Source organism: Bifidobacterium sp. A11 (assembly GCF_000499185.1).
Lineage (GTDB): Bacteria > Actinomycetota > Actinomycetes > Actinomycetales > Bifidobacteriaceae > Bombiscardovia > Bombiscardovia mizhiensis.
The window spans coordinates 201175-222137 of record NZ_AWUO01000002.1; the positions used below are offsets into that span (position 1 = coordinate 201175).

Consider the following 20963-nt stretch of genomic DNA (forward strand, 5'->3'; position numbering starts at 1 on the left):
CATGACGAATCCCGAACCACTCGACGAACGCGAGGCCCGCAGGCAGTTCGTACGACGGCGGCAGAAGATGGTCTTCACTATAGCCGTCAGCGCCCTAGTGGTCATCCTGGTCATCTGTGGTCTGATCATCTTCGGATCCATCGGGCATACCGCCAAACACGCCACCATCGCCAAACCCAACTATGGGGTCGCCGTGCCCTGTCCGCCCGACAAGTCCAAGCTGGTCAACCACCCCGACATCCGTGTGCGGGTGCTCAACGGAACCAACAAGTCCGGTCTGGCCACTGCCCTGGCGTCGGCCCTGCGCAATCGGGGATTCAACATGCAGGATGTGGCAGACTATCCGGGCAAGACCGAGACAGCGCGCACCCAGATACGCTTTGGCGCCTCGGCCATTGATCGCGGCTACACGGTGGGGTCCCAATTCAACGATGCCGTTCTGGTCATGGACGACCGCAGCGACGATCTGATCGATGTGGTCATCGGGGCAACCTTTACCGATCTGAACGACGAGGACAGCACCTCTGTCGTAGGCCGTAACATCAAAGCCATCAAAGGCTGCCTGGCTGACCCCTCCTCCCTGAAGAACCTGCCCAAGGCTCCCAAGGCCTGACACCGCAGCAATGTTGCCGGCCTGGCATCCCGCCCAGGAGCGCGGACCCGGCTGTTGTAGAACCTTCAACCGGAGGCGTTTGCACCCGTGGTATGGTAGGGAGTGTAATACCCTTGGTTGGTGGGTGTTTGCGCGCTTGATACAGTTTCTTAGTACAGCTTTTTGGTGCAGTTTTGAGTGCGATGTCTGGGGGATGTTGTAGCAGACTCTGCGAAGAAGGGGGTCGACTCATCATGCGTCAACGTTCGGGCATGGCAGCCGCCGCCCTAGCCTTTCTCCTAGCCCTGTCCTGCACACCCGCTTTGGCCGGGAGCACCGGCAGCCCATCCGGAGCAGCCACGCCCACCACCCTAGATAAACAGCAGGGGGATGATAGCCCGCAGGCCGTATCGCCGTCCTCCTCCCCACCAATGTCCTCCCCACCAACGTCTTCACCACCAACGTCCTCACCCCTGCCAGCGTCCTCACCCCTGAGCCACACGACCCCGATACCTTCCTCACCCACGCTCGACACTGCCGGCGATGCTGCCGGCGCCCAGGCCCGGTCCTACGCAGCCTGGACGGTCAGCTTCAATACAGCAGGCGGCGGCAGCGTTGGCAGCCAAACCATCCCCGACGGGGGCCAGGCCAGTCGGCCCAGCCCCGACCCCACCAGGGACGGATACCTGTTCGACGGCTGGTTCCAAGGCGACGTCGCCTACGACTTCACCCAGCCCGTCACCGGTAGCATCACCCTCACCGCCCACTGGACCAAGGGAGACGGCCATTGGGCCATCAGCCCCAGCCAAGGGCCCATAGCCGGGGGCGCCAAGGTCACCCTCACCCCGCCCGCGCAACGCGGCATCAGACTCAGCCAGCTCAGCATGGGCGGCCTTCATTCCGCGGCCATCAGCTCGGACGGCAACCTCTACACTTGGGGAGACAATGGCGCCGGCGAGCTGGGCGACGGCACCTACACCAACCGGTCCACACCAGTCCATGTCAAAAAGCCCGAGGGCACGCCGGAAAAATTCATTTGGAAAGAAGTCAGTATAGGCTGGGACCATTCTGCGGCATTCGGTTCGGACGGCAACCTCTACATCTGGGGCCAAAACGGCCGCGGCCAGCTGGGCGACGGCACCACCACCAAGCGGAACACACCGGCCCCGGTCGACAAGCCCCAAGGCACGCCAGCAGGATTCACCTGGAAACAATTCACCCTAGGCGACTTGAGTACCGCAGCATTCGGTTCGGACGGCAACCTCTACATCTGGGGAAACAACCAGTATGGGCAGCTGGGCAACGGCACCACCACGAACCAGACCAGGCCGATCAAGGTCGACAAGCCCCAAGGCACGCCAGCAGGATTCACCTGGAAACAGGCCAGCCTTAGCTGCAATCATTCCGGAGCTATAGGCTCGGACGGCAACCTCTACACCTGGGGATGGAACTTCAGCGGCCAACTGGGCGACGGCACCACCACCGACCGGCACACGCCCACCCTGGTCAACAAGCCCCAAGGTGCACCCGCCGGATTCACCTGGAAACAGGTCAGCATAGGCTGGCAGCATTCCGCGGCAATCGGATCGGACGGCAACCTGTACACCTGGGGGCAAAACTACAGAACCCAGCTGGGCGACGGCACCAACACCGATCGGCACACGCCGACCCTGGTCAACAAGCCCCAAGGCGCACCCGCCGGATTCACCTGGAAACAGGTCAACCTAGGCGACTGGCATACCGAGGCGTTGGGCTCGGACGGCAACTTCTACATCTGGGGAAGCAACGAAAACGGCCAGCTGGGGGACGGCACCAACACCACCCGGGGCAGGCCAATCCTGGTCAACAAGCCTCAAGGCGCACCCGCCGGGTTCACCTGGAAATACACGATCCCAGGATGCAACCATACCGCAGCGATCGGCTCGGACGGCAACCTCTACACCTGGGGAGTCAACGGCAACGGCCAGCTGGGCAACGGCACCACCACCAGCTGGAACAGGCCGGGCATGGTCAACTTCCCCGGCGCCCTCACTCCCACTAGCGTCCTGTTCGGCCAGGCCAAGGCCACAGGGATCACGGCCAACCAAGACGGCACCTGGCAGGCATCCACGCCCAAGCATGAGCCGGGGGGCGTGGACGTGACGGTCGGCTGGAGCCGGAACGGGCCGCAGCCGGACGATCACCTGCAATACACGTACATCGCCCCCCAATACCAAGTCGGCTTCAATTCCAAAAACGATTCCTGCCCCGCCCCCACGGGCATGCCCCCCAGCCAGTCCGTCACCCAGGACGGGCAGGCGGAACGCCCCTACCCGGACCCGAGGGCCGAAGGCTGCCTGTTCGACGGCTGGTTCCAAGGCGATGTCGCTTACGACTTCAGCCAACCAGTCACCCATGACACCACCCTGACCGCCCACTGGACCAGGGAAGACACGCAGCACTGGTCCATCAGCCCGGACCATGGGCCCGAGACCGGCGGCACCGAGGTGACCCTGACTCCGCCCGCACAGCGAGGCATCAGATTCAACCAGATCAGACTGGGCTACAACCATTCCGCAGCCATCGGCTCAGACGGCAACCTCTACACCTGGGGAGGCAACGACGACGGACAGCTGGGCGACGGCACCAACACCAGCCGGAGCAGGCCGGCCCTGGTCAACAAGCCTCAGGGTGCGGCGGACGGGTTCACCTGGAAACAGGTCATCCTCGGCGGCTGGCATTCCGCAGCCATCGGCTCAGACGGCAACCTGTACGCCTGGGGAGACAACGGCAGTGGCCAGCTGGGCGATGGCACCACCACCAACCAGAACAGACCAGTCCTGGTCAACAAGCCCGATGGGGCACCCAAAGGATTCACTTGGAAACAGGTCAGCCTGGGTGGCTTTCATTCCGCAGCCATCGGCTCAGACGGCAGCCTCTACACCTGGGGGTACAACGAATATGGCCAGCTCGGCAACGGCACCACCACCAACCAGAACAGACCAGTCCTGATAGGTAAGCCCCAAGACGCACCTGAAGGATTCACCTGGAAACAGGTCAACCTAGGCGGCTGGCATTCCGCGGCCATCGGCTCGAACGGCAGCCTCTACACCTGGGGAGACAACCAGTACGGCGAACTGGGCGACGGCACCACCACCAACCGGCAGACGCCAGTGCAAATCGGCAAGCCCCAAGGAGCGCCAGAAGGATTCATCTGGACACAAGCCAGCCTAGGCGAACATCACTCCGCGGCCATCGGCTCCGACGGCGGCCTGTACACCTGGGGAAGAAACTCCGAGAGCCAGCTGGGCGACGGCACCACCACCAACCGGCAGACGCCAATTCAGATCGCGAAGTCCAATGGATTCACTTGGGCACAACCCAGCCTTGGCGACGGTGATTCTGTAGCTTCCGGATCCGATGGAAACCTGTACGCCTGGGGATGGAACATCAGCGGCCAGCTGGGTGACGGCACCACCACCGACCGGCAGACGCCGACCCTGGTCAGCAAGCCCCAGGGGGCGCCCAAGGGATTCGCCTGGAAACAATCCGGCGTGGGATGGTATCATTCCGCAGCCATCGGCTCCGACGGCCAGCTCTACACCTGGGGAAACAACGGCAACGGTCAGCTGGGGCGCGCCCCCTCCAACGCCTGGCCGGCCAACAGGCCGGGACCGGTCGGCTTCCCCGGAGAGCCGCAGACCACCAGCGTATGCTTCGGCCAGAATCAGGAGCAGGGCACGTGCCTCGCCGCAGGCAAGGACCTCAAGCCCAGCCCCGACGGCACCTGGAAGGTGACCACTCCCCCTTACACGCCGGGGCTGGTGCCCGTGGCCATCGACTGGACCCAGGACGGCAAACAGCAGGAAACCGACAAGGGCAACACCTACCGGTACCTGGCCATCGCCAGCCTGCCCCTGACCGGAGGCGACGGCATGCTCCTTCTGCTCGCCACAGGACTGCTCACTGCAGGAGCCGCCATAGCCGCCAAAAGCCGCCAAAAGCAGGCCCGCACGACAGACAGCATGAACACTTCACACAAGTAAGCAACAGTCCGGGCCACACAACAATCACAGCCAATACCAGCCTGGCACCTGATGACCCGGCAAGCATCTTCCACATATAATCCGGCGGCAGCCGAACCTGCAGAAGGCGGACCAGGCCTGGCCCTAGCTCTGGCTCTGCCACCAGTCCCGCAGCTCCTGCTCGGCTGTCTGCTGGTCGACCGGGCCCTGATCCAGGCGGTAGTCCAGCATGTGCTGATAGGCGCGTCCCACCTGCGGTCCCGGCTTGAGGTTCAGAATCTGCATGATCTGTTGTCCATTCAAGTCGGGCCGGATGGCATCCAGATCCTCCTGCCGACGCAGTTGAGCCACCCTGTCCTCCAACTCGTCCATGGCGGAGGAGAAGACCTGAGCCTTGCGCTTGTTGCGGGTGGTCGCATCGGCCCGGGTCAGGCGATTGAGCCGCTCATAAAGCGGACCGGTCTCCCGGGCGTAGCGGCGTACGGCCGCATCGGTCCAACGCTCGTCCACATAGCCGTGGAAACGCAGGTGCATGGAGATCAGATCGCAGACGTCGGCGATCAGATGGTGGTCGAAGCGCAGGGCCTTGAGGCGCTTGCGGGCCAACCGGGCCCCGACCGCGTCGTGATGATGAAAGCTCACCTTGCCACCGGGCTCAAAGCGTCTGGTGGCGGGCTTGCCGATGTCGTGCAGCAAGGCGGCCAGACGCAGGGTCAGGTCCGGAGCAGGCACAGGTCCGTCAGGTCCGGTCTCCAGGGCGATGGCCCGGTCCACCACCATCAGGGTGTGCTCGAAGACGTCCTTGTGCCGGTGATGCTCGTCGATCTCCAGCTGCAGGGCTGGGATCTCGGGTAGAACGATGTCGGCCAAGCCGGACTGCACCAAGGCTTCGATGCCCCGGACGGGGTGGTCGGCCAGCATGAGCTTGGTCAGCTCGTCGCGAATCCGCTCGGCCGAAACGATGCTGATTCGTTCGGTCATGCGGGTGATGGCCTCGGCTGTCTCCGGTGCGATGGTGAATCCCAACTGGGCCACGAACCGCACGGCCCGCATCATCCGCAGGGGGTCGTCATCGAAGGATTGGCGGGGATCCACCGGGGTCCGCAGCACCTGCTTGGCCAGATCGTTGGCCCCCCGGTAGGGGTCTACGAAGACCAGGTCGGGCACCCGCAGAGCCATAGCGTTGACGGTGAAGTCACGCCGTGAAAGGTCGCCCTCAAGGTTGTCCCCATAGTCCACCTCGGGCTTGCGGGAGTCGGGATCGTAGGTGTCTCGCCGGTAGGTGGTCACCTCCACCTTGACCTCGGTGCCGTCTGGACGCCGGCGAAGCGCGCCCAGGGTACCGAATTTGCGCCCCATATCCCAGAAGCCCGACCCCCAGTGACGCAGGATGGGCTCGAACTGCTCGGGCCGGGCCGAGGTGCAGAAGTCCAGGTCATGGGAGGGCCGGTGCAGGAGCAGATCGCGTACAGGACCCCCTACCAACGCCAGTTCATATCCCTGCTCGGCGAAGAGGCGCCCGAGCTCGATGGCCTCCGGCCAGACTTGGAAATCCACGCTCACCCTTTCCTACGGAGTTGATGCGCCTACTAGCATACCGTTACCCCACCTGCACATTACCTTACGTAGAGTTGGAGTATGATTACGCCCGCGGACATGGCGCGCATGCTTGCACATAGCGCCGACTCTGCGGGCACCCATGCCCGCGGACAGCAGGGGCGGGACCACCTAGTGGAGACTGTAAGCGAACGCCTGGATCCGCAGGTTCGCGAGCGCATACAGACCGAGGATGATGCTCCCACGCCTGCCCTCATGCCCCGGCACAAACACGCTTCCGGTCCTTCCACTTTCGCCTCCCTGGATGCCCAGGATCTGCCTGTGGTGCGCGAATATTCGGCGGGTGGGCTGATCTTCGACCGGCATGACCGGGTGGCCATCATCGCCCGGCATTCCCGCTCGGGCCACCTGGAATGGTGTCTGCCCAAGGGGCATATAGAGAAGGGGGAAACACCCGAGCAGACGGCCGTGCGCGAGGTCCACGAGGAGACGGGGATACTGGGCAGGGTGACCGACTCCATCGCCACCATCGACTACTGGTTCACCGGAACCAACCAACGGGTCCACAAGCTGGTCCACCATTTCGTCCTGCGGATGATCGGCGGATCCCTGAGCGTGGAGGGCGACCCTGATCACGAGGCCGAAGATGCCATCTGGGTGGACTTTTCCGACCTGACCTCGGTGCTCAGTTATCCTAATGAGCGTAAAATAGCCTGGCTCTACGCGAGGAAGTACAAAAAACAGCCATGATCCAGACCCCCCTGCGCCCGAGCGGGCGCACCAGCCAGCGCACCCATGCCTTCAATCGATGGGCCGGGTGGGCTCGAATCCTGCCGGCGATCGTCCTCCTGCTAGCCCTGGTGATAACTCCCTGGCTACCAACACCGGCACTGGCTGCCCCCAATCATCAGAACTCGGCCGAGGTGGCTCTGCGCTGGTCGACGCCTGTGGTGACTGACAAATCCGGTTATGCCCTGCGCGCTACGGTGACCAACACCGCGAACCAGCCTATGGAAAATGCCCATCTGAGCGTGTCCACCAGTGCCCTGTACTCCTTCAGCTCCCGGGCCGACATGCAGGCCTGGTCCGAAGGCCACGCCCGCATCCCCACCCCGGACGTGCTGGCTACACAGACCGTACCGACAATCCCGGCCGGGCAGAGCACTGAGGTTGCAGTCAATCTGCCGGCTGATCAAGGCGCGATCAAGAAGATGACCAGCTGGGGGCCCAAACCCATCCGGCTTTCCCTAAGCGACGGTCAGAATCGGGTTCTGGGCGACGTGTTCACCTTTCTAACCCGGACATGGGATGGACTGCCCACTGCTGGCACCCCTGCACTGTCTCTGACCATGGTCATGCCGCTGATCTCCTCGGACTGGAACATTGACGACAAGGCCATGACAGCGCTGATGACCCAGCCAGGTACCGAATCCGAGTCAGACCCGGGCAAGGATGAAGACCAGAGCGTGACACTGACCCGTCAAGGGAGCCGCCGCCAGGAAGATCAGAGTCAGCTGCTGGCTAAGCACGGGGCCCTGCAGGCCTTGGGCGATCCGGTCTACCTGTCCGCCTTCACCAACCGTCCCAAGATCCAGGGGCTGATCCAGCCAGCCGACTTCGACATCACCGGATACGCCTCCCAGAACCAGGATCGCTATGCCAAGGCCGGAGTCACCCCCGAGTCCTGGAGCGCCCAGACTGCAACCAAGCTCTATACTGATGCCGCTTCCGGCACATACGCCTGGCAGGGCAGGCAGGAGTGGACCATGGAATCCATCGCTGCAGCCCGCCGCGCCGGCTACCAGACGGTCATTGCCCCGCAGGGCTTCGAGGTAGGAGCCGGCACCTCCGCTCACACCGGCAAGTACACCATCGACACCCAGGCCGGACAGGTGACCGTCCTGTCGGCCCAGCGCGAACTCAGCAACCTGGCCAGGGGCAACCCCAGCTCCACGCGGGCCACCGGGGAGCAGACCCAGGCGGGGCAGACGGCACGCTTCATGGCCCAGAGCGCCTTCTATCAGATGGAACAGCCCTACGCCGAGCGCTCCCTTATGGTCTGCTTCGATGCCGATCAGGACACTCAGCATGCGGACAGGATCATGACCGAGCTGGAGCACGCTCCCTGGATCCACCTGGAACCCATGGACAATCTGATGCGAGCACCCGACTTCACCGGCGGCTCATCTGGCCTGCTCAAGGCCCTCGAAGCCGATGACGGTCAGGGCGGCGCCAAACATGGTGACAGCTCGGCAGCCACCTTGGACTCCCTGATCGCCAGCAGGGCGGACATCGACCGGTTCGCCTCCTCCATTCTGGCCGACGATCAGCAGACCGCCCAGCCCTCTGCCAGCGCCACGGCCGGCAAGGCCGACAGCCAGGCCTTGGCCCGACAGGATGCTGACACCACCGCCCGCCAGCCCAAGGATCCACACCAGTGGCTGAACCGACTGACCACAGCCCACGATGATCTAGCCCTGAAGTCCCTGGGCGGAACCCCAGCCGCCGCCGGCCTGGCCGATCAGGCCGGCGCCATATCCCACCGGCTCCTGGACGGCATCAGCATCACGCCCAGCGAGTCCCTGAACGTGGTCAGCGAGACGGCCTCCATGCCCGTCACCGTCAGCAACAGCCATCCCTACCCGGTCCACGCCCGCATCAGCGCACGAACCGACTCCATGGAGATCGTCACCTCGCGCCTGGCGGATGTGGTCATTCCCGCCCGATCCGAGGCCCAAGTGACCTTTAAGGTCAGAGTGGCGACTGCCGGCAGGGCCAACGTGGACATCGGCCTGCTGGACAGCCAGGGCCGTCCCTTCGGTCAGATGCGCCGGGCTCAGATCACCAGCAATCTGCGCCTGAGCGACATGAGCGGCCTGCTCATCATTGTCTTCGCCGTGCTCCTTGGGCTCCTGGGGCTCTGGCGGCAGTTCCACCGCACGAAGGACCCGGACGAATGAGCTCCGTAGGGCGCAACTCCGCCATCATGGCCACGGGCACCGCGGCCTCCCGGGTGACCGGTCAGATCCGCACCATCCTGCTGGCAGCCGCCATCGGCACCACCGGGATCGCAGCCGACGCCTACCAGACCGGCGCCATGATCCCCCAGGTCATGTTCACCCTGATCTCGGGTGGCATCTTCAACGCCGTCCTGGTCCCGCAGATCGTACGCACCCTCAAGGAGAGGGACGCGGCTGACCGGCTGAACAAGCTGATCACCGTCGCCATGGTTCTCCTGGCCCTGCTGACCCTGCTGCTGATGCTGGGCACCCCGGTGCTGACCACCATCTATCTGAACTCCAAGTGGAACCCCGCACAGCGCGCTCTGGCCAACTCCTTCACCCTCTGGTGCATGCCCCAGGTCTTCTTCTACGGGCTCTACACGGTACTTGGTCAGATCCTGGCCGCCAAGGGCCGGTTCACCGCATACGCCTGGAGCTCGGTGGGCGCCAATCTGATCAGCTGCCTTGGCTTCCTGGTCTTCATTCTTCTGTTCGGCAACGCCCGCAGTCAGCCGGTGGGTTTCTGGGACAACGGCAAGGTGGCCCTGACCGCCGGAGCCTGGACCCTGGGAGTGGCCTTCCAAGCGCTGGTCCTCTTCATCCCCCTGATCATGAGCGGCTTCCGCTATCGACCGCGCTGGGGTCTGCGGGGCATCGGCCTGCGATCCATGGGATCGGTGGCGGCCTGGAGCATGGGTGTGGTGGTCATCGACCAGCTGGCCAACGTGATCAACGCCCGCATCAACAATGGCGCCCCCCTGGAGGGCAACCCCTTGGACATCGCCGGCAACGGCTCCTACCAGAACGCCTACACCCTCTTCATCCTGCCATACTCCCTGGTGGCCGTTTCCGTCAGCACGGCCATCTTCCCCAAGTTGTCCAAGGCGGTTTCGGACGGCCGCATTGGGGATGCCCGCGAGGATCTGAGCCAGGCCCTGCGCAATGTCGGGCTGATGATGTTCTTTTTCACTGCGGTCATGCTGGCCATTCCTGTGCCCATCACCCGTGCCCTGCTGCCCTCCGTGGGCGTCCACGAGGCAGTCCTGATCTCGGGACCCCTGATAGGTCTATCCCTGGGGCTGGTGCCCATGAGCGCCTTCCTGCTCATTCAGCGCACCTTCTACGCCTTCGAGGACGGACGGCATCCCTTCATCTTCGCGGCCGTCTCCAACACTATCCAGGTGGTGTTGGTCCTGGCATCCATCCGCCTGGCCCCTCCCCGTTATTGGGCGGCCCTGGTGGGACTCAGCCTGTCCTTGAGCAACATCCTCAGCTTCCCCATGCTGGCGGGCATGCTGCGCAGGCCCTTCCAGGGATATTTGGATGGCCGACGCATCCTTGGCACCTACGCCAAGGCTTTCCTAGCGGCGGGTCTGGCACTGGCGGCCTCCCTGACGGTCAAGACTCCGCTGACCCGCCTGGTCGGTGCCTGGGTCCAGGACCGGCAGGGCCACATGAGCTGGGTACAGGCGCTCTTTATCTGCGTGGTCATCACCCTGCTGACAGCGGCCATCTACGCCGTGACCCTGGTTGCGCTACGCACCGAGGAATTCACCCAGCTCATGATCGACCTGGCCCGCCGTCTAGGCAGGACGGCCCGACATCCTGTCCGCAGCCTAGACGCCTTGGACGGACGGCCCTCCCGGCTGGCCGACCGCTCGGTCAGGGTGGTGCACTCCTCCTCTCCTGATTCCACCCAGCCTGGCATGGACGCGGCTCTGGAGAACTTCGAAGAGACCCGCGAGCATGGCACTGATGGAGAATCCGCGACAGCCGGGCCCCCTCCGGCCCCTCCGGCCCCGCAACCCGTTAGGATTGAGCCTAGGAACAGCACGGTCCACCACGGCGTCGCCAACTACGGGCGACGCCCCACTTCTGATGAGAGCTCGGCAAGCATGAACGCGCATATCGGAGACACCATCCTCGGCAGATACACCTTGGTCACCCTGCTCCGCCGTGCCAACGGCTTGAGCGTCTGGCGGGCCAAGGACAAGGTGCTGGACAGGGACTGCCAGCTCTTTATCGCCGGCGATTCGACCTGCACGGATCTGATCAACGTCAACGCCTCCGGCCTGGCGCTGAGCAAGGACCGCCGATTCACTCCGGTCTACCAGCTGCACACCAGGGATGGGGTCTCCCTGATCGTCACCGCTCCCGATGCCGGCATGTCCCTGAGGGACTACATGCACGGGCCCGCCGGCGAGACGTTGAGCGACCGGGCCATAGGCACCATCATGGGTGAGGTCACCGAGGCCATGCGCACCCTGCATGCCGCCGGCATGGTCGACTATGCAGTCTCAACCAGTACCATCAGGCTGGCGCCGGCCTCTATCACCCTGGCCGATGCCCCCATCTCGCCTATGATCGCGCACCCGTCAGTCCCGAACGAGACGGGATTGGCTGACGAGGAGCATGCCATACGCGAACTGGCTGGCGTGCTCTACGCCATGCTGACCCGCCGACCCGACCAAGACGGACGACAGCCCAGCCTGCAAGCGCTCCCCAAACACACACCCGGGGAGTTCAGGATCATCTGCATGCGCGGACTGGGACTGACTGATGATCAAGGGGCCAAGCCGGTGCCCCTGGTCACCCTGGCCGAGCTGTCGGCACTGCTCAGTCCCTGGATCCCTCCCGAGGAGCTGACCGACAGTGATCTGATCTGGCCTGAGATGGACGGCCGCGCCTCCATCGAGACCGTGGCTCTGAGACCGGTGGATCCCAAGGATGTACTGCCCCTGCCCGATGGGCTGACCTCCTCAGCCCTGCCTGCCGCACAGACTGTGACCCATAATGAGCCGCACTGGAAGACCAACCAACTGCTCTTCCCCGGCCGGAGCGAAATCGAGATGCTCAATCCCGAAGACACGGACACCGACCTCTTCTCGCTCTTCGACGAACGTCAACGGCTGCGCTCCTTGAGCAGCCGCTCCCGCAAGACCGCGGCCATGGATGTGAGCGCACTCAGGACGACGACTGCCAGGCCCGCTGCCTTGAATGACGAGGAGTCCAGGGCAGTGACCGGGCGGATGCCGACCGTGGGAGACGATCAGCATCGGCCGCCCGAGGCCATCAGCGGCAGCGGCGTGACCGCAGACAACCCCGTGGAGCGCGGCTTCACCCAGTGGGACTTCGACAAGTCCAGCAACGAGAAAAGCGATGAGACCGGCGGTCGTCAGGCCAGGGCAGCATCCAGCCGGACCGCCTCACAGACCGTCCCACAGAGTACACATGCCCGGCGCGAGGATGACGCCGAGGCACACGACAGGACCCATGCGCGCGTGGCCAGCGGCTCGACCGATCAGACATACGAAGAGCGGCAGAATGACCACTCGAATCAGGATGCCGAACGAGCGCCCCGATCCTCCAAGAAGCGCGATTTTGACGAAGAAGAGCAGCAGACCACGGTCATGGAGCCTCTGCCCCCCAGCTTCACGCCCGAAATTCACTCCATGCCAGCGCCGGTGACCTATTCGGAACTTCCGGACGATAGCCAAGACGAGGATCTGGATGACGAGACAGACATGGCCGACACGCGTCTATTCGGTCGTTTCACGACTCGTTCCGTAGTCATTGCCGTAGCGGCCGCAATCATCGTAGTGGCCTTGGTGTGGGCGATCTCGACCATCTCCGGCTCCCGACCCAAGGTCGGCAAGGAGGAGGGCGGTTGGCCGGTCATGTCCAACGTCCCCTTCCCCGGTGGGACTGATGGGGACGAGGAGGCGACGACTTCCAACAATGGCAAGGCCAGGACCAACGGCAAGGCCAAGGCCGGGACCGACAAGGTCAGCCATGCTGACAAGGTGGCCAAGAAGGTTCCCAATCCGCCCAAGCCCAAGAACACCACAGCCTATCAGTCGGATCGGCAGCTCTTCCTGAACAAGCCCGCCGGCCTGCAGGGCTTCGGATGGTACATGCACCTGACCAAACCGGAGGAAGTCTCCCGCCTGACCATCGTCATGCCTCAGAGCGGCGGCCATGCCCAGATCTACGCGAACTCCACAGCAGCCCAGCCCAACCAGGGGCAGCCGCTGGCCGACTTCAGCTTCGATCCCTCGGGCACCACCCAGGTCACCCTGCGTGAGCCGGTCACGACCCAGGATCTGGTCGTCTGGGTGCCCATGGACGGCATGCCGGGCAACTCCCTACGCTTCACGTCCGTCCAGGCCTTCTAAGCAGGTCCTCCACACGTCCCTGGCTGGAACACTTGGCTGTCCATTCTTGCTGCTGTCTTGCTGTTGCCGATCCTCAAAGCAGCTAGGATTGAAAGTTCCTGGAAAATGGGAAGGAATCCCAGGCGGGGTTCCGACCATGGGTGTACCGAAATGGTAATGTGTTGGATTTTTCCTCCAACAAAGCCCTTGCAGGTAATACAGTTTCCTTAGACAACGGCGGCAGGAAGGCGGAAGTCAGTCATGGCGGATGATCCCAATATCGCACCCAAGGTCATCAAGAACGATCCTTGGTATAGCTCCTATGCAGCACGAGCCGAGCAGATGCGCGCCTCCGAAATTCGCGCCCTCTTCGCTGTCGCCAATCGACCCGAGGTGGTCTCTCTGGCCGGCGGCATGCCCTACCTGGGCCGGATGCCTTTCGATAAACTGGCCGACCAGCTTGGCGACATGCTGCGGAGCAAGGGCCAGGTGGCCTGGCAGTATGGGTCAGCACAGGGCGATCCCCATCTGCGCGAGGACGTGCTGCCCATCATGGAGCTGGAAGGCATCAAGGACGTCCAGCCGGATGACGTGGTCATCGTCAACGGCTCCCAGTCGGGACTGGACCTGATCACAAGAATCATGTGCGACCCCGGCGATGTGGTGCTGGCTGAGGCACCCAACTATGTGGGCGCTCTGGGCGTCTTCCAGTCCTTTCAGGTCGATGTGGTCAACGTGGCCATGGACGGAGACGGACTGATTCCCGAGGCTCTGGAAGAGACCATTCTTGAGCAGCGCCGTCAAGGCAAAGCGGTCAAGTTCCTCTACACCGTGCCCAACTTCCACAATCCCGCCGGCGCCACCATGAGTGTCGAGCGGCGGCCGCGAGTTATCGAGATCGCCAGAAAGTACCATGTGCTTATTGTCGAGGACAATCCTTATGGACTACTGGCCTTCGACGGCCAGACCTATCCGGCCCTGCGCTCTTACGATTCCGAGGGCATTGTCTATCTCAGTAGCTTCTCCAAGATCATCGCCCCGGGCATGCGCGTGGCCTGGATGGTTGCGCCCCCTGGCATCCGACAGAAGCTGGTTCTGGCCAACGAGTCAGCCATCCTTTGTCCTTCCAACATGAGCCAGATGACCATCACCACCTATCTGGACAACTTCGACTGGAAATCGCAGATCAACGATTACCGGGGAATGTACAAGGAACGCTGCGATGCCATGGACGAGGCTTTGAAGGAATATTTGCCCTACTGCTCATGGCTGAAGCCCAAGGGTGGCTTCTACATCTGGCTGAAGATACCCCAGGGGCTCAACGCCAAGGACATGCTGCCCAGAGCGATCACCGCCAAGGTGGCTTACGTGTCAGGCACAGCCTTCTACGATAACGGGGAGGGCGCGGATCATATGCGCCTGTCCTTCTGCTACCCCACTCCCGATCGGATCCGAGAAGGAATACGCAGACTGTCCACAGTCATCGAGAACGAACTCGCCACCGTCCGGCTGTTCGAGCCTGACAACGACAAGAAAAGGGGCTGAATCATGGCGGCCAAGCACAGCAAGACACCTCGGCAACAGACCGGCGGCAAAACCGTGGCAACCAGCAAGGCCAAGACAACCGCGAGCATGAAGATGACCACGGCCGCAAGCCCGACCAGCACTGCGACCACCACTTCAGCCACAGGTGCCAGCGAAGTGGCCAAAAAAGCCAGGCGGACCTCACATCGCTCCATCCGTGAGGCCACGCCAGTCACCATGGACGATGTCACCTCCCTGGCCAGCAAGGCCACCAAACGTGCAGATAAGTCGCTTCTGGTGATCTGTGGTGGCCTCAGCCATGAGCGCGATGTCTCCATCAGCTCGGGTCATCGAGTTCAGGGATTCCTGGAGGAGGCCGGGTGGACAGTCCACGTCCACGACATGGATGGCTCGCTCCTTCCCTACCTGACCGACGAGTCGACCCGCCCTGATCTGGTCTGGCCTTTGCTGCATGGCGCCAACGGCGAGGACGGTTCCATCCGTGACGTCTTGGAAATGGCCGGATTGCCTTACATCGGATCCCGGGCCAAGGCCTCCCGGACCGCCTGGAGCAAGCCCATCGCCAAGAACGTCGTCCGCATGGCCGGATTGCACACACCGCATTCCGTGACGCTGCCGGAGTCCATGTTCCGCGAGCTGGGTGTCGAACCCGTTATCGATATGCTTCTAGGTTCGCTGGGACTTCCACTCTTCATCAAACCCACCATGGGTGGCTCAGCCATGGGTTGCACCATGGTGACTGAACAGAGCCAGCTCACTCAGGCGCTGATCAATTGCTTTGCCTACGGTGATGTAGCCCTGATTGAACAGGCTGTCACGGGCACCGAGGTCTCTGTGTCCATCCTTGAGTTTGACGGACACCCCCTGGTTCTGCCTCCGCTTGAAATCTGGACTCCCTCAGGCACCTACGACTTCGAGGCTCGTTCCACACCTGGCCCGACAGAGTTCTATGTTCCAGCCCGACTGGATGCCAAGACCACACAGGCTGTCAGCGATGCCGCACTGACCGCTCACCGGGCTCTGGGGCTCCGCGATATTTCACGAACTGATTTCATCGTTGATGCCCAAGGTCAGCCGCAATTCCTGGAGTCCAATGTGGCGCCCGGTATGACGGACACATCGCTTCTGCCACAGTCAGCCCAGGCCGCTGGCTACAATCTGCCAGAGCTATACACGGCATTGGTTCAATCAGTTTTGAATCAAAAGCGAACCGATTGAGACCTTAAAGCCCCTCTGGTTCTGCCTATCGTTCGGCTAGCACGTACAAGGTCCGCCTGATGCATGATGTGCAATTTGTACAATATGCGTCAGGCGGATCTGCAATATACGCCGATTGCAATACAGGCGCAGCAGATAGCATACAGGGCGGGCACCAGATTCTCATTAGCATTCTTTCCCAGCCATACAATGGCAGTGGTTCATTGTTCGCCACTCATCATCGGTTATTTCCTGCCCTTTATTCGATATGTCCAGCTCCCCACCTCTGCCATACTCTCCACTTCTCTTTTGCTACTCAGCCAAAGCCGACATTGATCGAAGAGCATGTTCAGTCAGATCACGGTTTTTATGTTGTCGACCAACCCGACTTGCAAAAGCGACGCAGACCAATGGATTGCCGATGCTGCAATGACTGGTCATCCTCCGAGATCCAACTCACTGTAAACCGTCGTATTCGTCCACACCCTTGAATGCAAACACAGTTGATATCCAATGTTTCACGTGAAACATTCTGGGGTGATCAAATTACGGCATGACTCCAGCGAGAGCCCCAAACGGTATAACGGTCTACGGCCGACAGCGAATCCTGCACGTTAAAAGTGCGAGTCGAATAAAGATATGGTCGAACGAAAATAAAGACAACTCTCGCAGGATTGCAATCACTACGACTTCTGCCTCATTTTGCTGAAGATGTTATACCAAGTTATTTCATCAAAGTACGCGTAATCGCATGTATGCTTTACTGCTTTTACGTCATCAAGAATCGAGCCACTTCAACTGTGCCAGCAAGAACTTCGAGCGAGGGTTGAGTCTTCACCTGCAAATTATCATTCGGTCACCGGCATAGTTATCCCGGTTCATTTACCCCTATTTGTCCTTCCTCATCGCTGAGAACACATCTTCCGATCAGATTTCATTTATTAAGCCATCTTGCTGACGCGGTTTGCTCACCCCACGCACTCTAGGACTCATAGATAAATGCCCATAGATACTCTGCAAATCAGTGGATTAATATATCCAAGGGGATCCATCCTTGTTCAAAGGCCATACTTCATAAGATCAAACAAGCGATTAAAACCGTACCCTACTACAATTGGGCAGTCCTCGGCCTTGCTCAATATGCCTTACTCATCTCTGCTGCTTTCCTCGCTCTTGTTCGATCCGCGCGAGGAACTTTCACCAAGTTCTTCCTGAGTTGAGGATGCATACCGGTCGGTAGACCTAACTGACATGTCATCATCAGCGACAAGGTTTTTATCTGTTACCGGAGAATCTGCGTCCAACTCGTCTTCATTGTCATCAGAGCTTGGAGGATTCCAAAAATGCCAGCTATGCCAGCTGTCATCCTCACTCTTATCATCTGTTTGATGACTAGGATGCTCCCGCAGTAACCGATCAACTCGGAGCATAAACCAGATCAGCACCAGAATCGTCCCAAGATTGGTTACGATGGCCACTATCACGGTTTTCTCCATAGTTTAAGAATAACCTGCTTCTGTCAGAAACAGACCTACTGTGAGATAAGTAGCGCCCTTTTCGCCCACCGCGTGTGACCCGGTCATCCTGCATGGATACAGTAGCGTTATGAAGCAAACTGTTCATGATGCCATTGTTATAGGGTCCGGACCAGCAGGTTACACGGCCGCCATTTATCTTGGCAGAGCCGGATATGCTCCACTTGTGATTGCTGGAGCCCTAACGCCCGGCGGTCAGCTTATGAACACCACAGAGGTAGAGAATTTCCCTGGATTCCCAAAAGCGGTATTGGGCCCGGATCTGATGGATCAGATGCGTGAGCAGGCCGAACATTTTGGTGCTCAGATCGAGTACGACGATGTTGTCTCAGTTGACTTGAGTGGAGACATCAAACGGATCACTACCGATGGCGGTGAAGAATACCAAACTCGAGCAGTCGTTATCACCACTGGTTCGCAATATCGAAAATTGGAGATTCCTGGAGAGCGCGAGTTTTCTGGGCGAGGTGTTTCCTACTGCGCCACATGTGACGGATTTTTCTTCAAGAATAAGCCGATTGTGGTCGTTGGCGGCGGCGACTCTGCCATGAGTGACGCAGACTTTCTGACCCGTTTCGGTTCTTCTGTCACCTTGATTCACCGTCGCCAAGGCTTCCGCGCTTCAAAAATCATGGTGGACCGAGCCAAGGCCAATGACAAGATCAACTTCCTTCTCGATTCGGTCGTCACGCAGATCAACGGTGACGGTAGCGGTGTAACCTCTTTGGATGTGCGCAACACAGCAACTGGCCAGCAGTCAAATATTCCAGCAAATGGAGTTTTTGTTGCCATCGGATTCACCCCCCAGACCGCTTTCTTTAATGGACAAGTCGACCTGGATCAGGACGGCTATATCCTGGTCAAGGGCGGTTCAACCAAGACCTCCACACCCGGAGTCTTTGCCGCTGGTGACGTAACCGACAAAGTCTATCGTCAGGCCATCTCTGCTGCTGGCATGGGTTGCCGTGCAGCCTTGGATGCCCAAGAGTATCTTACGAGTTTGGATAACCGTTAAGACCTGATACGCCCTGCAAACAAGAATTTATGTGCCTGGCAGTTTAAGATTGCCAGGCACTTCGTTTATCGACTATTTCAGCAGCCTATTCAGTTGCTCTTAATTGTCTATTGGTTACGACGAAATAGCCCGCTCAACAGAAACATCACTGACCCTACAGCTTTTTCTATCGTCTCCTGCTGATATAACTACTCTCTGCTAAGGAGACATTACAGAACCCCACCCCCCCCCCAACGCCACGTCGAAAATCCTACAGACCTTGGCTAGCTTAGATATGCTACTTCCCTGCCAGGAAAGGAACCTTGCTTCCTCTAGAACCACATCTAAGCGGAGACTTACCTCTTAGCCGGCACACAGCACAGACATAAGCAACCACTCCAGTACGCCCAACTAGATAGCCAGCTTAGTCAACGACTCACCACATACCCCACACTTGGGCGCACTCATCCACCCATGACAGCTAACCAGTTGAGATACCGATCGGACCGGATGTAGTTAACCGACAACACGACTTGGCTGATCAGTTAGCAGTTATTCAGAACCGAACAGTCTGCCAACATAGGTATATTGCGCACAGCCTTTCAGCACAGATATATCTGGACAGTGACTGGCACTTACTAATGATGGTTTAATCATTCTGGTCTTAAGACAAATGCAGCGATTGCTCATCAGCTCATACGGGACCTGTTTGGGCTATGAAGCAATCGCTCGCCTTATCGGCAGGGTTTGGTTAAGCAACCCCTGCAGTCGCATTCTGAGAATAGGATCAAACCCAGCCTTTATCGCCCGAACGATTGCCATTATTTGGGGATTGATCCTTCTCCAAGAGAATGCCAACAATACGGTCCATATCTTCAGGCGAAGAAAATACGATTTCTATTTTCCCGTGCTTTTTAGTCCCCTTAATAGCCACCTTCGTATCAAAGTGACTTTCCAGGTCCTGGCGTACAGGACTATCGGCCCAGGCGTTTACTCTAGGCTTTTTTGCTTTCTTCTTCGCCTGTCCGGTCTGCAAGGCCACAAGTTCCTCGGTAGATCTTACCGACAATCCTTCAGCGATGATCTTGTCTGCCAAAGCAGTCATGGACTTTTCATCCGGTAAAGTAAGCAAGGCGCGGGCATGTCCAGCTGACAACACACCTGAGCTGACTTTTTTCTGAACACTGGGGGGTAACTTCAACAAGCGAAGCGTGTTGGTGATCTGAGGTCTGGACTTAGAAATTGACTTAGACAAACCGTCCTGAGTCAAGCCGAACTCATCGATCATTTGCTGATAAGCTGCTGCTTCTTCCAAAGGATTAAGAGCTACTCTATGGAGATTCTCGAGCAAGGCATCACGCAACATGGTGTCATCGCTCGTCGTTTTAACAATTGCAGGTATGGTATCTAGGCCAGCCAACCTAGTAGCACGCCAACGACGCTCACCCATTATTATTTCATAATGAGTTGTTTGCCGCAGATTCACGTCTCTCTGGTTTAAAAGCTGTCCCGATCGCTCTTCACCGGTCTTAGCGTCAACAGCTTTTGATTTACTGCCTGCGCTGACAACTGAGGTTGTTTTATCTCCAGTTGTTCTTGGATAGTCTGCAAGAGTCGATCTTCGCACCACTATCGGCTGCAATACACCAACTTCCTTGATGGAGCGGGACAGCTCCAACAGTTCATCTTCATCGAAGATCTGTCTCGGTTGCTGTGCGTTGGGCCTAATATCGTCCACACGCACTTCAGCCAAGTACCCGCCTTGGACGGGTTCCAGCTTCTCTTGGGTATTGCCTTCTGCCTTATTTAGCTCAGTATCATTGCCAGCAGGAACTGCACGGTTAACGCTTTGCCGAGCCTCTTTTGTCCTATCGTCGACAGCATCACTCGATTTCATCATCGACGATGTTTCACGTGAAACATTCGTCGTCGTAGGGCCAAAGAATAAATCACTAGGGTGTTCCAAGCTGCTGATGGAGGGAACAGACCGACGCTTGGTGGTCCTCTTCGACGTTAATGTTTCACGTGAAACATCGTCGGCGATTGACTTGGAAATACTGACTCGCTTTTGTCCTGCGTTGGTACGTTTACGACCACTCTTAGAGGACTTTGCTGAATCCGCTAGCTCTGAGCCAGCACGATCCGAATGCTGAGTACTTCTTTCTGATTTTGCCTTGCCTTTTGTTGTGTCGTCCTTCTCTAGGCGCTTTTGTCCATTTGATTCCGCACCCAAACCTTGAAAAATCGGCTGCTTATTGCTTGAATTTGGTACTTTATTATCTTGTCGCCGACTATTATTGTCAGCATTGTTTTCATCATCTTCACCTGGCAAAGCGGGGAATAGAGCCCCCAAGCCCTTGCCTAACCGTGAACGGCTTGTCAT

At 59.6% G+C, this 20963-nt stretch carries 11 protein-coding genes; 8 read left to right on the forward strand and 3 right to left on the reverse strand.

Annotated features, from left to right (window positions below):
- Position 1 precedes the first annotated feature (1 nt).
- Positions 2-613, forward strand: a complete 612-nt coding sequence (locus tag P273_RS0103470; RefSeq protein ID WP_029676096.1) for a LytR C-terminal domain-containing protein — start codon at positions 2-4, stop codon at positions 611-613.
- A 233-nt stretch (positions 614-846) separates the two neighbouring features.
- Positions 847-4617, forward strand: a complete 3771-nt coding sequence (locus P273_RS09495; RefSeq protein WP_172637238.1) for an InlB B-repeat-containing protein — start codon at positions 847-849, stop codon at positions 4615-4617.
- A 123-nt stretch (positions 4618-4740) separates the two neighbouring features.
- On the opposite strand, the gene P273_RS0103480 is transcribed toward P273_RS09495, so the two are convergent.
- A complete protein-coding gene (locus P273_RS0103480) occupies positions 4741-6153 on the reverse strand; it encodes a CCA tRNA nucleotidyltransferase (RefSeq protein WP_024627099.1) in 1413 nt (470 codons plus the stop codon).
- Between the two features lie 81 nt (positions 6154-6234).
- On the opposite strand from P273_RS0103480, the gene P273_RS0103485 reads away from it, so the two are divergent.
- The 5 genes from P273_RS0103485 (at position 6235) to P273_RS09220 (ending at position 16072) form a co-directional block, all read left to right on the forward strand.
- On the forward strand, positions 6235-6903 hold the full coding sequence (locus tag P273_RS0103485; RefSeq protein ID WP_024627100.1) for an NUDIX hydrolase: 669 nt from the start codon (positions 6235-6237) through the stop codon (positions 6901-6903).
- Positions 6900-9113 carry a DUF6049 family protein gene (locus P273_RS0103490; protein ID WP_051354105.1) on the forward strand — a complete coding sequence of 738 codons (2214 nt, stop codon included), beginning with the start codon at positions 6900-6902 and terminating at the stop codon, positions 9111-9113. Before P273_RS0103485 ends, P273_RS0103490 begins: the two co-directional genes overlap by 4 nt.
- Positions 9110-13330, forward strand: a complete 4221-nt coding sequence (locus P273_RS09500) for a murein biosynthesis integral membrane protein MurJ (RefSeq protein WP_051354106.1) — start codon at positions 9110-9112, stop codon at positions 13328-13330. The genes P273_RS0103490 and P273_RS09500 overlap by 4 nt, the downstream gene beginning before the upstream one ends.
- Before the next feature lie 240 nt (positions 13331-13570).
- A complete protein-coding gene (locus P273_RS0103500; protein WP_024627103.1) occupies positions 13571-14854 on the forward strand; it encodes a PLP-dependent aminotransferase family protein in 1284 nt (427 codons plus the stop codon).
- Positions 14855-14857: 3 nt separating this feature from the next.
- Positions 14858-16072: a D-alanine--D-alanine ligase gene (locus P273_RS09220; RefSeq protein WP_024627104.1), complete on the forward strand. Its 1215-nt coding sequence runs from the start codon at positions 14858-14860 to the stop codon at positions 16070-16072.
- A 1124-nt stretch (positions 16073-17196) separates the two neighbouring features.
- On the opposite strand, the gene P273_RS0103510 is transcribed toward P273_RS09220, so the two are convergent.
- Complete coding sequence (locus P273_RS0103510; protein WP_024627105.1) at positions 17197-17547, reverse strand: hypothetical protein; 351 nt, start codon at positions 17545-17547, stop codon at positions 17197-17199.
- 109 nt (positions 17548-17656) lie between these two features.
- On the opposite strand from P273_RS0103510, the gene trxB reads away from it, so the two are divergent.
- On the forward strand, positions 17657-18601 hold the full coding sequence (gene trxB / locus P273_RS0103515) for a thioredoxin-disulfide reductase (RefSeq protein WP_024627106.1): 945 nt from the start codon (positions 17657-17659) through the stop codon (positions 18599-18601).
- A gap of 766 nt (positions 18602-19367) precedes the next feature.
- Here trxB and P273_RS09770 read toward each other — a convergent pair.
- Complete coding sequence (locus P273_RS09770) at positions 19368-20963, reverse strand: ParB/RepB/Spo0J family partition protein (RefSeq protein WP_081709239.1); 1596 nt, start codon at positions 20961-20963, stop codon at positions 19368-19370.